The following is a 13,239-nucleotide window of genomic DNA, read 5'->3' as shown; positions in this document are numbered from 1 at the left end:
AAGGGTCAGGCGGGCGCGAGCCGGAGGAGCGTGATGCCCCAGCCGATCCCTCGCTCCTCCACCGTGGTCAGGCCGGACGCGCTCACGAGCTCCGCGAGCTCGGCTCGCGTACGGCGCGCCGATCCGTGCACGCACCACGAGACCAGGTCCTCGCCGACGTCGAACGAGAGCCCGTCGGGGTCGTCCTCCGCGAGCCGGTCGAGCACCACCACGCCGGCGTCGACGTCGCGGAGCTGGGCCAGCACGAGGCGCGCGTCCTCGTCGGGCAGCGTCTCGAGGAGCTGCGGGGCGAGGACGACGACGTCGGCGCCCAGGTCCCCCAGCGGAGCCAGCGGCGAACGCGCGACGGCGTCGAACCGGTCGGTGAGGCCGTGCTCCTCGAGCGCCTCGCGCACGAGCGGCAGACGGGAGGGCAGGTCGACGACCGACACGCGGGTCGTCGTCGTCGCGGCGAGCACCCCTTCCGCGACCGTGCTCGCCGTCGGTCCGACGACGACGACACGGCCGGCCTCGCCCCACCCGAACGCGTTCTCGAACGACGCCCGCGCCCACCGCGCCCGCTCGGTGACGGCGTCGAACAGCTCGCGCCGGAAAGCCTCGTCCTCCTCCGCGTGCTCCGCGAGGCTCCGCCCGAACGTCGAGGCGTAGCTCGAGGCGCCGGACCGGAGCGTCGCGGCGAGCCCGGCGATCGCGAGGTCCAGGTGGGCCTGGGCGCCACCGAGGTCGAGCTCGGTGACCTCGTGCTCGTCGTCGACGAGATCGCCGCCGAGCGCCCCGAGGCGCAGGGCGCCGTCGTCGTCGGTGCCGAGCACGTCCTCCGAGACCAGGTACCGCACCAGCGCCGCGAGCGCGCGTGGGTGGGTGCCGGTGGCCGCGGCGAGCGCCTCGACGGACGTCCGGCCGCGTGCCACGTGGTCCGGGATCCGCAGCGTCACGGCCACCCGCAGCGCGTACGGCCCGACGAGGTCGGTGAGCTCGTGCAGGCGCTCGTGGACCGGGTTGACCATGTCGGCGACGCCGAGTGCCGTGCTCCCGTCCTCCGCGACGGCCAGCTCGGTGCGCCGCCAGTAGCCGGTGACGTCGAGCCGTTCGCGCGGCACGTCGCGCTCGTCGCGCAGGAAGCGCCGGATCGGCTTCAGCGAGTCCGCCTCGCCCGCGCCCCACGCGTACACGTCACCGGGCCAGAACTCGGCCCCGCGCACCGCGAGCTCGAGCAGGTCGGTCGACCCCGGAGCGGCGCCGTGGCGGTGCAGCCACGTCAGCTCAACGCCCGGCGGGTGCCGCAGGTCCTGCTCGTGCTCCGGCTCGGCCACCTCGACGAACACCTGCCCGCGCGCGTCGGACGGCATCTCCTCGAGCCACCGCCCGATCGCCGGGAGCGCCGTCTCGTCGCCGAAGATCAGGTACCAGTCGGCGTCGGCCGGGTGCAGCTCCGAGACCTTCGGCCCGGCCGTGTAGATCGCGTCGCCGACCTGGGCGCGCTCGGCCCACGTGGATGCGTACCCGGTGCCGTGGCGCACGAAGTCGAGATCGAGCTCGCCGGCCTCGACGTCGTAGCGCCGCGGCGTGTAGTCCTTCGCGATGGGTCGCGGATCCCGCGGCCAGTCGATGTTGCCGGGGTTCTGCACGGGCAGCACCGGGTCCGCCCCGGGCTCGGCGAAGAACAGCTTGAGATGGTCGTCGAACCCGTCGGAGCGCAGCTCGGGCAGGTCGATCCCGGACTCCGAACGGAACGCCCGCAGCTGCCTGCCGCCGACGGTGACACGCCGCATGCCCGGCGTCACGTCGGCGACGGCGAGCACCTCGAGCCGGCGCAGGACGATGGGGAAGACGCGCGTCTCGCGCAGTCGCTTCGGCAAACCACAGTCTCCTCGGGCGAGCGGCGACCGGAGCGGCCGCACGGACGTCGCGGCGGACCGCCGCTGAGGGCAGGCTAACCTACCTTCCGGGTCGGGTTGACGGCGGCGTCGGTCAGGGCGCGGACACCGGTTGGCTAGACTCCCGGGGTGATCTTCAAGGCCGTGGGCGAAGGGCGCCCCTACCCCGACCACGGCCGCACGACCCCCCGCGACTGGTCCGAGATCCCGCCCCGGCAGGTGCGCCTGGACGAGCTCATCACCACGAAGCTCGAGCTCGACCTGCGCAGCCTCCTCTCGGAGGACTCGACGTTCTACGGCGACCTCTTCGCTCACGTGGTCGAGTGGAAGGGCGAGCTGTACCTCGAGGACGGGCTGCACCGCGCGCTGCGCGCGGCGCTCCAGCAGCGCACCCTCCTGCACGCTCGGGTGCTCGAGCTGTCATGACGACGCCGCCCCAGCCCGGTCGTGCGCAGGCGCGCGGCGCCGGATGTGGAAAGCCGCCGGGCGAACCCTCCTCGTCGGTTACGGTGACGCAGTGACGAGTGCCCCCACCGACGAGGCCGCGCGCCGCCGCGCCGCCCGACGACGTCACCTCCAGCAGCGCCAGACCGTCATCTTCGGCGGGCTGCTCGCCGTCCTCGGCGTCGTCGCCCTCGCGGCCGCCGGTGTGTTCACGGGGATCCTGCCCTCCCCGATCGACCCGCCGTTCTCGACGCCCGAGCCCACCGACACGGCGCTGCCGCCCCCGTGCCCGGCTGCCGACGCGCTCCCCGTCGCGTTCAGCGAGGTGACCGTCAACGTGTACAACGGCACCACGCGCGCAGGCCTGGCCGGGTCCACGGCCGAGCAGCTCGCGGCGCTCGGCGTGCTCATCAACTCCGAGCTCAACAACCCGGGCGGCCACTACGAGGGCGTCACGGACATCCAGGTGGGCGCCGCCGGCGTGACCGCCGGGTACACGATCGCGGCCCTGTTTCCCGAGGCCACGATCACGCTCGAGACCAACCGCACGGACGCCGCCGTCAACGTGGTGCTCGGCGACGGGTTCGAGGCGATGAGCGACCCGGCCGAGGCCGCCCTCGACCCCGAGACGCCGATCGCCGCGCCGGCCGGGTGCGAGCCGGTGCCGACGCCCGAACCCTCGTCATGAGCGAGCGGGACCCGAACCCGTACCTTCCCGGCGGCGCCAGCCTCCCGCCGTCGTACGGAGCTCAGCCTCCGGGTCCCGCCGGTCCACCGCCGCCCGTCGGTCCGCCGACCGCGTACGGGCCGCCGCCTCCCAGCTACGGCCAGCCTCCGGCACCCGCATACGGACCACCGGCGTACGGCCAGCAGGCAGCGCCGTCGCCCTACCTCGCCTACGGCCCGCCGGGACAGGCCGTCCCGTACCCGGGCGGCGGCACGACGAACGGCTTCGCGACGGCGTCCCTCGTGTGCTCGATCCTGCTCTGCTTCGGCCCTCTCGGCGGGACGGCGGCCGTGATCTTCGGCCACGTGGCACTGAGCCAGATCAAGCGGACCCAGCAGGCGGGCCGAGGGATGGCCATCGCCGGCCTCGTGATCGGCTACCTCCAGCTCGCCTTCATGGCACTGACACTGCTCGCCTACCTCACCCTCGGAGACTCACGGTCGTGACCCCTGACGTCCACATCCGCCACGCCGCACCCGCCGACCGGGACGCGCTGTACCACGTGTGCCTGCTCACCGGGAACTCGGGCAAGGACGGTCGCGAGCTCTACGCCGACCCGGAGATCCTCGGCCACCGCTTCGCCGGGCCCTACCTGGCGCTGGAGCCGGACTTCGCGTTCGTCGCGGAGGACTCCGAGGGCGTGGCCGGCTACGTGCTCGGCGCCCCGGACTCGGCCGCGTTCGAGGCGCGCCTCGAGCGGGACTGGTGGCCGGACCTGCGAGAGCGGTACCCCGACCCGGGTGACGTCGACAGCGACGTCCGTCCGCGGGACCCCGTCATCGCGCACTCGTTCCACCACCCGCCGGCCACCGACCCCGGGCTGCTCGAGCGGTACCCGGCGCACCTCCACATCGACCTGCTGCCGCGCCTCCAGGGCAAGGGCGCCGGGCGCGGACTCATGACCACCCTCCTCGACGCGCTCCGCGCCGCCGGCATCCCGGGCGTGCACCTCGGCGTCGGCGCGGCGAACACGAACGCGATCGGCTACTACGAGCACATGGGCTTCCACACCGTGTTCGAGTCGGTGAACGGGCGCACCATGGCGATGGACCTCCGCACCACGGGGTGAACCCGATGCGCCGAGCCGGCCGCTCGGCGGCCCTCTTCTGGGCGGCGTTCCTCGCCGTCCACGCGCTCCTCGCCGTCGCCGGGGCGGGTGCGTTCGGCCGGCCGGCGTTCTTCGACGTCGACCTCTACCGGCAGTGGATCGAGGCCGGCCTCCAGGCCGGTGTGTGGCCCGTGCTGGACACGCCGTGGGTGTACCCGGTGGGCGCTCTGCTGCCGCTGCTCCCGCTGGCGGCCGTCGCGTCGTCCCCGACGGGCGCCGTCGTCGTCTGGTGCGTGCTCGTGACAGCGCTCGACGGCGTCGCGTCGGTGGTGCTCCGGCGTCACCTCCCGGCGGGCGTCGGCGCGGCGTGGTGGTGGCTCGCGTTCGTCCTCGCCCTCGGGCCGGTCGGGATGGGGCGGCTCGACGCCGTCGTCGCCGCCCTCATGGTCCCGGCGTTCGCCGTCGCGACCACTCGACCGGCGCTGGCGAGCGCGCTCCTGACGCTCGTGGCCTGGATCAAGGCGACGCCGGGCGTCGCGTTCCTCGCGCTGGTCGCCGCCGTCCGCGAGCGGGGCCGCGCGATCGTGGCCGCGGCGGCCGGGGTGAGCGTGCTCGTCGTCGGCACGGCCCTCGCCCTCGGTGCCGGCGGGCGGGTGCTCGACTTCGTGCTCGAGCAGGGCTCCCGTGGCCTTCAGGTCGAGGCCGTCGCCGCCACGCCGTACGTGCTGGCCCGCCTGGTGAGCCCGGCCGTCACCATCGTGTTCGACCCGCTCGTCACGTATGAGGTGCACGGGCCGGGCGCCGACGGCGTCGCGCTGGCTCTCGACGTCGCGCTGCCGGTCGCCGTCGCCGTCGTCACGTGGCTCGTGTGGCGCTCGCGCCGCGGGCTCACCTCGGCGGGTGCGCTGGCGTGGGGCGCGTTCGCGCTGCTGCTGGTCGCCGTCGTCGTGAACAAGGTGCTCTCGCCGCAGTACGTCGCGTGGCTGGCCCCGCCCGTGGCCGTGGCCCTCGGTCGGGCGGCCGGCCGGGTGCGATGGCGACGCGTGGCGGCCTGGACGCTGGTGGCGGCGTTCCTCACGCAGCTCGTGTACCCGATCGGCTACCCGGACCTGCTCGCGGGCTCCGCCGTGTGGGCCTGGGTGCTCGCGGCGCGCAACGCCGTGCTCGTCGGCCTGCTCGTGGTCGCGCTGCGCGTGCTCGTGGCAGCGGGGCGACGACGACGACGCGAGGCCGAGTCCGGCCGTACCCTGAGATCCGCGTGAGGGACGGGAGGCTGACATGGCCGAGATGACGCAGACCGAGCCCGAGGTGGCCGAGCTGATGGCCGAGCTGGCCGCGCTCGAGGACCCGAAGGCGCGCGAGGTGAACGAGCGGCACGGCGACGACCACGGCGTGAACCTCGGCAGGCTGCGCGCCATCGCGAAGCGGCTGAAGACGCAGCCCGATCTCGCCCGCGAGCTCTGGGCGACGGACGACACGGCGGCGCAGCTGCTGTCGATCCTCATCAGCCGCCCGAGGGCGTTCGGGCGTGACGAGCTGGACACCATGCTGCGCGAGGCACGCGCGCCCAAGGTGCACGACTGGCTCGTGAACTACGTGGTGAAGAAGAACCCGCACGCCGAGGAGCTGCGCGTCGCGTGGTCGGCCGATCCGGACCCGGTGGTCGCGAGCGCCGGCTGGGCGCTGACCTCCGAGCGGGTGACGAAGAGCCCGGACGGCCTCGACCTCGCCGGGCTGCTCGACGTCGTCGAGGAGGAGATGAAGGACGCCCCGGACCGCCTGCAGTGGGCGATGAACACGTGCCTGGCCCAGATCGGGATCTCGCACCCCGAGCAGCGCGCCCGCGCCGTCGACATCGGTGAACGCCTCGAGGTGCTCAAGGACTACCCGACCTCCCCGGGCTGCACGTCGCCGTTCGCGCCGACCTGGATCGCGGAGATCGTGCGCCGCCAGGAGTCATGACCGGGTGCGGCCCGGGAATGACGCAGCGGCCCGAACCGTTGCGCTGAGCGCTGGTTCGGGCCGCTGGCGGTGCGCGGTAGCGGTGGGATTTGAACCCACGGTGGACTTGCACCCACACACGCTTTCGAGGCGTGCTCCTTAGGCCGCTCGGACACGCTACCCGGCCGGGACAGGGTACCCGGGCGGGCGGGCGAGCCCAAACCGGGGCCGCTCGACGAGGTGAGAGAAGGAGCACGGAGTGCGGACGACGACCTGGCAGGCCGAGCCGATCACGCGGGAGCCCGCCACCGAGGAGGACCTGGACGCCGTCGTCGAGCTTCTCGCGGGCCGCCGCCTCGCCGTCCTCACGGGCGCCGGGATCTCCACCGACTCCGGCATCCCGGACTACCGCGGCCCCGACTCGCCGCCGCGCAACCCGATGACGTACCAGCAGTTCGTCGGCGATCCCGCCTTCCGCCGGCACTACTGGGCGCGCAACCACGTCGGGTGGCACCACATGACGGCGACCGAGCCGAACGCGGGGCACCGCGCCCTCGCCGCGCTGGAGCAGCGCGGCGCCGTCGCCGGCGTGGTCACGCAGAACGTCGACCTGCTGCACGAGGCGGCCGGTTCGCGGCGCGTCGTCGACCTGCACGGTCACTACAACGAGGTCGTCTGCCTGCAGTGCGGGACCACCGTCACCCGGACGGAGCTCGACGCCCGGCTCACGGCGCTCAACCCGGGTTGGCTGGAGCGTGTGGAGGAGGTCGGCGACGTCGAGATCGCGCCCGACGCCGACGCCGTCATCGCCGCGACCGAGGACTTCGTGATCGCCGCGTGCGAGGTGTGCGGCGGCGTGCTCAAGCCGAACATCGTGTACTTCGGGGAGAACGTGCCCCGCGAACGGGTGGCGCGGGCGTTCGAGATCGTGGACGACGGCGACGCGCTCCTCGTGGCCGGATCGTCGCTCGCGGTGATGTCCGGGTTGCGCTTCGTGCGGCACGCCGCGCGCGAGGGGAAGCCCGTGGTCGTCGTCAACCGCGGCGTCACGCGGGGCGACGCGCTGGCCACCGTCCTCCTGCACGCCGGGACCACCGAGACCCTGGTCGAGCTCGACCGGCGGCTCCCGGACGTCGAATCCTGAAACCAGTCCTGACGTCCGACGACGCCGAACGTGTCGTGGGGGTCCCGAACAGCCCTGTCGAGACCCTCACGACACGGTCGGACCCGGAGTCAATGAGCGGTTGTCCCCAGGAGCGTCGTGCGGATCAGCCGGCCCAGGTTGCCCACAGGCGGCCGGTGGGACGGGACGACGTCGTGGTCGCCTGGTGGCCATGCGTCGCCTTCGACCTGCACCGCTGCTTGTGCGTGCCGCCGCCCGGCGGCAGCTCGGCCTGGTGACCACCGCGCAGTGCGTCGCGGCCGGCATGAGCAGGAAGGCGGTGCGCACGCGCGCGGATCGTCGCGCGTGGGTACGCGTCACGACTGGCGTCTACGACGTCGACCCCGCACGCACGCGCGAGCTCGACCCCGGAGGCCTGCGCCGCCGCGCCGCGGTCCTGGGTCTGCTGGCGTACGGCCCGGACGCCGTGGCGGTCGGTACCGCGGCACTCGCCCTGCACGGGCTCTGGGGTCTTCCCGTCCGTATTCGCCCACAGGTGGCGCTCGCCGACGGCGACAGCAGACGATCTCGGGACGGCATCCTCGTGCGGAGGTTCGCTGTCCCTGTCGTGGAGCGAACCCGCGACGGGCACGCCGTGGCACCGCTCGACGTCGCACTCGCACAGGCGGTCCCCGAGCTGGACCGAGACCACGCCGTCGCTGTCTTGGACTCGGCAGTGAACCTCGGGCTGCTCACGGCCCAGGACCTGGAGCACGTCCGTTCGCTCGTCCGCGGTCGGCGGGGAGCCGAGCGCGTCGCCGGATGGTGGAGCCTCGTGGACGGACGATCGGAATCGACCTATGAGACGTTCGCACGGCTCGAGTGCCGTGACGCCGGACTCCCACCTGACGATCTGCAGGTCCGGCTCCGCCGACCGGACGGCGGGGAGGCTCGGGGCGACCTGGGGTGGCGCATTGACGAGGACCATTGGCTGCTCGCCGAGATCGAGGGCAAGAGCGTGCACGGCGCCCCGGGAGCCGATCGACGTGACCGGCGCCGCCAGAACGGGATCACGCTGACTGGCGGTGCCACCTTCCTGCGCTACGACCCGGGTGACGTCCGCACCGGGCTCGTTCCCGCGGAGGTCCGGCTGGCCCTCGACGCACATCGACGGCACGCGGCGTGACGCGACCGTGTCGTGAGGGTCCGGAGCAGCCACGTCGAGACCCTCACGACACGGTCGGCGGGGAGCGCCTGCCAGACTTCACCGGTGACCGGCCCCGAGCAGCGCTCCGTGCACCGGGACCCGGCGCTCGTCGGGCTCGTGGCCCTCGGCGGCGGGATCGGGACGGCCCTGCGCGCCTGGCTCGAGGACGTCGTGCCCCGCCTCACGTGGTCCGGGGCGGAGCTCCCGCTCACCACGTTCGGCATCAACGTCGTCGGGGCGTTCGCGCTCGGTGTCCTGCTGGAGACGCTCGCGCTGCGAGGCGCCGACACCGGACGACGGCGCCGCCTGCGCGTGTTCGCCGGCAGCGGTGTGCTTGGCGGCTTCACCACCTACTCGGCGTTCATGCTCGAGGCCGACACGCTCGTCCGCGGCGGGCACACCTGGCTCGGCGTCGCCTACGTGGCGGCGAGCCTCGTGCTCGGGCTGCTCGCGGCGTGGGGCGGGATCGCGGCGGCCGGCCGGGGCCGCTCGTGACTCTCGTCCTCATCGCGCTGGCCGGTGGCGTCGGGGCCGCCGCGCGGTTCGTGGTCGACGGCGTCGTCCGCTCGCGCGCCGCTCTCCCCTGGCTCGGCACGACCGTCGTGAACGTCTCGGGCTCGTTCCTCATCGGGCTGCTGGCCGGGTTCGCCGTGGCGCACGCCGTCCCGGCAACCTGGCACGCCGTCGTCGCGACCGGCTTCCTCGGCGGGTACACCACGTTCAGCACGGCCGCCGTCGAGGGCGTCGTGCTGCTGCGAGCGGGCGAACGACGGCGCGCTGCGGTCTACGTGCTCGGCGTCGCCGTGGTGAGCGCGCTGGTGTGCTCGGGCGGGTTCGCCCTGGGCTCGCTGTAGGCGGTGCGGGGCGTTCACGCGGGCCGTACGGCAGTGACCCACCGGGCGGGTCAGTGCCGTAGCCCGCGACGCCCACCTGCGCGGAGGTCAGGTCGCGCTCGCTGCCGTCGTGCTCAGCGCCGCCGGCCGCCCGCGACGGCGATCATCGCCTCTGCCGCCCGCGACAGCCCCGCGTCCCGCCGCCACACCGCCCGCAGCGACCGCCGCAGGTCGACCCCCTCGAGCGGCGCCTCGACGAGCCGCCCGTCGCGCAGCTCCGCCGCGACGGCGAGCTCGCTCATCACCGCGGCGAACCCGCCGGAGACGACGACCACCTTGACCGCCGCGTTCGAGTCGAGCTCCACGGCCGGCGGCGCCATGTCGCGGCCGAGCGCCCGACGCACGGTGTCCCGCGTCCCGGACCCGTCCTCGCGGGATGCGAGCGGCAGGGCCGCCAGGTCCTCCCGCGTCAGCGGCCGACGGCGTCGCGCCAGCGGGTGGTCCGGCGCCACGACGAGCACGAGCCGGTCCGTCGCGACCTCCCGCGAGCGCAGGTCCGCGGGCACGCTCGGCCCCTCGACGAACCCCAGGTCGACGTCCCGGGCGCGCAGCGCGGCGACGACGTCGCGCGAGTTCGCCACACGCAGCCGGGTCGCGTGCTCGCCGTCGCGGCGCCGCAGCTCAGCGAGCCAGCCGGGCACGAGGTACTCGGCCACCGTCTGGCTCGCGGCGAGGCGGAGGTGCTCGTCGCGGCGGGCCGCGAGGGCCTCGGCGCCGGTCACCAGCGTGTCGGCCGCCGCGACGACGGCGCGCGCCCAGTCGGTCACGACGCGACCGTGCTCCGTCAGCTCGGCGCCCCGCGTGCGTCGGTCGACCAGCTCGAGCCCGAGCCGGCGTTCGAGCGTGCGCATCCGTGCGCTCGCCGACGGCTGGCTGATGAGCTGCGCCCGCGCCGCTGCCGAGATGCTGCCCTGGTCCGCCACGTCGACGAGCAGCCGGAGCTCGTCCAGCGTGGCCCCGCGGCCGCGCCCGCCTCTGGCTTCCTCCATAGGCAGCAACTATAAGCATACCGTGAACTGATGGGTTCCGGCATAGCCGCCGGGCGCGCAGAGTCGACCACGTGCCCGAGCCGACCATCGCCGCGACCCCCGCACCCGCACCCGGGCGGGGGAACGCCGTCGTCCGCGACGAAGCGCACGAGCCGTCGGGTGCGCGTGGCCGACGCCTCCCCTGGCTCGCCGGTCTGGCCCTCGCCGTGGCGATCGCCGCGCCGGCGACGCTCGTCGGGCGGGCGTTCCCGCTCCTCGGCGCACCGGTCTGCGCGATCCTGCTCGGCGCCGTCGTCGCCGCGGCGCTCCGCGGCAGGGCCGCGGCCACGCTCAAGCCCGGCCTCGCCGTCGCCAGCCGGCCCGTGCTCCAGCTCGGCGTGATCCTGCTGGGCGCCCAGCTGTCGCTCGCGGAGGTCGCGCGCGTCGGCGCCGACGCCGTGCCCGTCATGCTCGTCACGCTCGCCGTCTGCCTCCTCGCCGCGTGGGCGCTCGGCCGGGCGATGCGCGTCGAGTCCGACCTGCGCACGCTCATCGGCGTGGGCACAGCGATCTGCGGCGCGTCGGCGATCGCTGCCGTCACCGGCGTCCTGCGGCCCGCGAGCGAGAAGGTCGCTTACGCCCTGTCCACCGTGTTCGTCTTCAACATCGCAGCGGCTCTCGCGTTCCCGCCGCTCGGGCACGCCCTCGGTCTCGACGCGCACACGTTCGGCGTCCTCGCCGGCACGGCCGTCAACGACATGTCGTCGGTCGTGGCCGCCGCCACCGCGTTCGGGCCGGATGCCGCGCACGACGCCGTCGTCGTCAAGCTCACCCGCACCCTGATGATCGTGCCGATCTGCGCGGTCCTCGGCGTCGTCGTCGCCCGGCGCGGACGGCGCGGCGCCACCGCCGGCGGGACGGACGCCGGCGACGGCGGCACGGGTCGGCGGGCGCTGCTGCGCGCCGTCCCGTGGTTCCTCCTCGGGTTCCTCGCGCTCGCCGGGGCGAACAGCGCCGGCCTGGTGCCGACGTCGGCGAGTGCCGCGCTCACGACCGCCGCGGGATTCCTCGTGACCGTCGCGCTCGCGGCGATCGGCCTGTCGACCGACCTGGCCGGGCTGCGCCGCGCGGGAGCGCGCCCCCTGCTCCTCGGGGGCGCGCTCTCGCTCATCGTGACCGGCACGAGCCTGGCGATGCTCACCTGGAGGTGACGACGGCGGGCCTGAGGTGCTCGACGAGGAAGTCGGCGACGTCGCCCAGCGCCTGGATCTCGTTCTCCCGCTTCGTGAAGCCGTGCCCCTCGTCCTCGTACACGTCGTAGCGGACCACCACGTCCCGGGCCCGGAGCGCGTCGACGATCTGGTCGCTCTCCGCCTGCACGACGCGCGGGTCCTTCGCGCCCTGGACGACGAACAGCGGGGCCACGATCTGGTCGGCGTACGTGATGGGCGAGCGTGACATGAGGAAGTCGTGGTCGTCGTCGGGGTCTCCGAGCCAGGCGCGGATCAGCGGACGCCAGGTCGCCGGCACCGACCGTCCGACCGTGACGAGGTTGGACGGGCCGACCACCGAGACGCCGGCGGCGAACAGCTCCGGCAGCCGCGACAGGCACGACAGCGCCGCGAACCCGCCGAACGAGCCGCCGAACACGGCGATCGCATCGCCGTCGACCCACTCCAGCGTGCGCAGGTAGCGCACGGCGTGCTCGAGATCGCCCAGCTCGCCGCCGCCCCAGTCCCGCTGGATGAGCTTCTGGTAGCTCGCGCCGTAGCCGGTCGAGCCGCGCACGTTCGGCGCGAGCACACCGATGCCGCGCGAGAGCAGGTACTGGTACAGGCCCGAGTAGTTGTACTCCGCGCGCTCCTGCGCCTCCGGCCCGCCGTGCACGGAGAGCAGCACGGGGAACGGGCCGTCACCCATGGCCGACGACGGCCGGTACAGCCAGGCGGGCACGTCGCGGCCGTCGTGGGTCGGGTACGTGATCGCGACCGGGGCGGCGGGCGCACCCTCGAGGATCGCCGGCGGCCGGCTGTCGGTCAGGTATTGCAGCCGCGCGGCGTCGAGGTCGATCGCGACGAGCTCGCGGGGACGTACGCCGCTGCCCCACAGCCCGACGAGCGTCACGCCGTCCGGGGCCAGCTCAGCGACGTCGAGCACGCCGGCCGGCAGGTCGACGCGACGCGGCTCGGCGCTCGACTCGGCGCTCGGCTCGTCGCGGACGAAGGGCACGAACCCCCCGGGCTCGTTGACGACCCACGCGGTGCGCCCGTGCGCCGTCGTCACGAGCTCGACATCAGCGTCGGGTGCGTGCACCACCTCGACGTCGCCGTCGAGCGTGCACGTGGCGAGCGCGAGGAACTCCGCGTCGCGGTCCGTGCGGAGCCAGAAGCCGGAGGAGTCCGCGAGCCATGGGCCGGGCAGGTGCCGTACGGCGCCCTCGTGGCTCGCGACGGTGCGGACGGCGTCGGCGCCGCCCGCCAGGTCGACGACGGCGACGTCGCTGTCGGAGTTGGAGTGCAGCACGAGCACGGTCAGCAGGCGCCCGTCCGGCGACACGTCCACCGGCGCGGTGATGCCCGGCGCCATCTCGATGCGGCGCACCTGCGAGGTCGCGAGGTCGTGGACGAGCACGTCCGAGGCGGACTCGTCGCGGTCGTTGCCGGAGTAGACGAGCGTCGCGCCGTCCGGGGTGAACGGCTGCTCCGCGAGCCCGTACTGCCGGTCGTCCCGGTCGGTCAGTCGCACCGGGTCACCGCCGTCCGCCCCGACGACGAAGATCTGCGTCTGCTCGTCGCCGTCGCGGTCGGCCGAGAACGCGAGCCGGTCCCCCGACGGCGACCACGCGACGGCGCGCACCGAGCGGTCGTCGAACCGGGCGAGCCGGCGCGGCTCGCCGCCGGCGACGGGACGGACGAGCAGCGAGTAGGCGCCGTCGTCGTGCGCGCTGTACGCGACGAGGGTGCCGTCGGGGCTGAGCGCGACGGCGTCCTGGAACCGCCGGCGTGGGACGAAGTCGTCGAACGTGTGCATGG

General features: G+C 74.3%; 14 protein-coding genes and 1 tRNA gene. 11 read left to right on the top strand and 4 right to left on the bottom strand.

Annotated elements, in window-relative coordinates; all coding sequences use genetic code 11:
- Window positions 1-5 precede the first annotated feature (5 nt).
- Window positions 6-1,859, bottom strand: a complete 1,854-nt coding sequence (locus BCAV_RS02700) for a siderophore-interacting protein (RefSeq protein WP_012725578.1) — start codon at window positions 1,857-1,859, stop codon at window positions 6-8.
- Window positions 1,860-2,006: 147 nt separating this feature from the next.
- Between BCAV_RS02700 and BCAV_RS02695 the strand changes: the two genes are divergently transcribed.
- The 6 genes from BCAV_RS02695 (at window position 2,007) to BCAV_RS02670 (ending at window position 6,058) form a co-directional block, all read left to right on the top strand.
- Window positions 2,007-2,303 (top strand): type II toxin-antitoxin system VapB family antitoxin, encoded by a 297-nt coding sequence (locus tag BCAV_RS02695; RefSeq protein WP_012725577.1) that lies wholly within the window; start codon window positions 2,007-2,009, stop codon window positions 2,301-2,303.
- A gap of 91 nt (window positions 2,304-2,394) precedes the next feature.
- A complete protein-coding gene (locus BCAV_RS02690; RefSeq protein ID WP_043346465.1) occupies window positions 2,395-3,009 on the top strand; it encodes a LytR C-terminal domain-containing protein in 615 nt (204 codons plus the stop codon).
- The gene (locus BCAV_RS23295) at window positions 3,006-3,494 is read left to right on the top strand and encodes a DUF4190 domain-containing protein (protein ID WP_012725575.1); all 489 of its coding nucleotides are present in this window, start codon (window positions 3,006-3,008) and stop codon (window positions 3,492-3,494) included. Before BCAV_RS02690 ends, BCAV_RS23295 begins: the two co-directional genes overlap by 4 nt.
- Window positions 3,491-4,117 (top strand): GNAT family N-acetyltransferase, encoded by a 627-nt coding sequence (locus BCAV_RS02680; protein WP_012725574.1) that lies wholly within the window; start codon window positions 3,491-3,493, stop codon window positions 4,115-4,117. The genes BCAV_RS23295 and BCAV_RS02680 overlap by 4 nt, the downstream gene beginning before the upstream one ends.
- 5 nt (window positions 4,118-4,122) lie before the next feature.
- Window positions 4,123-5,358, top strand: a complete 1,236-nt coding sequence (locus BCAV_RS02675) for a glycosyltransferase 87 family protein (RefSeq protein WP_012725573.1) — start codon at window positions 4,123-4,125, stop codon at window positions 5,356-5,358.
- Between the two features lie 16 nt (window positions 5,359-5,374).
- Window positions 5,375-6,058, top strand: a complete 684-nt coding sequence (locus tag BCAV_RS02670; RefSeq protein WP_012725572.1) for a DNA alkylation repair protein — start codon at window positions 5,375-5,377, stop codon at window positions 6,056-6,058.
- Between the two features lie 74 nt (window positions 6,059-6,132).
- Here BCAV_RS02670 and BCAV_RS02665 read toward each other — a convergent pair.
- Window positions 6,133-6,219, bottom strand: a tRNA-Ser gene (locus BCAV_RS02665).
- A gap of 77 nt (window positions 6,220-6,296) precedes the next feature.
- Here BCAV_RS02665 and BCAV_RS02660 point away from each other — a divergent pair.
- From BCAV_RS02660 to BCAV_RS02645, 4 genes are all read left to right on the top strand, one after another.
- Window positions 6,297-7,181 (top strand): NAD-dependent protein deacetylase, encoded by an 885-nt coding sequence (locus BCAV_RS02660; RefSeq protein WP_012725571.1) that lies wholly within the window; start codon window positions 6,297-6,299, stop codon window positions 7,179-7,181.
- Between the two features lie 190 nt (window positions 7,182-7,371).
- Entirely contained in the window at window positions 7,372-8,325 is a 954-nt protein-coding gene (locus BCAV_RS02655; RefSeq protein WP_083770135.1) for a type IV toxin-antitoxin system AbiEi family antitoxin domain-containing protein, read from the top strand.
- A gap of 84 nt (window positions 8,326-8,409) precedes the next feature.
- The gene (locus tag BCAV_RS02650) at window positions 8,410-8,841 is read left to right on the top strand and encodes a fluoride efflux transporter FluC (RefSeq protein ID WP_012725569.1); all 432 of its coding nucleotides are present in this window, start codon (window positions 8,410-8,412) and stop codon (window positions 8,839-8,841) included.
- Entirely contained in the window at window positions 8,838-9,200 is a 363-nt protein-coding gene (locus BCAV_RS02645; protein WP_012725568.1) for a fluoride efflux transporter FluC, read from the top strand. Before BCAV_RS02650 ends, BCAV_RS02645 begins: the two co-directional genes overlap by 4 nt.
- Window positions 9,201-9,313: 113 nt before the next feature.
- Here the strand turns inward: BCAV_RS02645 and BCAV_RS02640 are convergent, their stop codons facing one another.
- Window positions 9,314-10,228: a LysR family transcriptional regulator gene (locus BCAV_RS02640; RefSeq protein WP_012725567.1), complete on the bottom strand. Its 915-nt coding sequence runs from the start codon at window positions 10,226-10,228 to the stop codon at window positions 9,314-9,316.
- A 71-nt stretch (window positions 10,229-10,299) separates the two neighbouring features.
- On the opposite strand from BCAV_RS02640, the gene BCAV_RS02635 reads away from it, so the two are divergent.
- On the top strand, window positions 10,300-11,418 hold the full coding sequence (locus tag BCAV_RS02635) for a YeiH family protein (protein ID WP_012725566.1): 1,119 nt from the start codon (window positions 10,300-10,302) through the stop codon (window positions 11,416-11,418).
- On the opposite strand, the gene BCAV_RS02630 is transcribed toward BCAV_RS02635, so the two are convergent.
- Window positions 11,405-13,237 (bottom strand): S9 family peptidase, encoded by a 1,833-nt coding sequence (locus BCAV_RS02630; protein WP_012725565.1) that lies wholly within the window; start codon window positions 13,235-13,237, stop codon window positions 11,405-11,407. The genes BCAV_RS02635 and BCAV_RS02630 overlap by 14 nt on opposite strands.
- Window positions 13,238-13,239: the final 2 nt, after the last annotated feature.

The sequence above is a fragment of the Beutenbergia cavernae DSM 12333 genome (assembly GCF_000023105.1).
In the GTDB taxonomy this organism is placed as follows: domain Bacteria; phylum Actinomycetota; class Actinomycetes; order Actinomycetales; family Beutenbergiaceae; genus Beutenbergia; species Beutenbergia cavernae.
The sequence above is the reverse complement of the archived record's forward strand: the minus strand, read 5'-3'. Positions and strand labels throughout refer to the sequence as shown.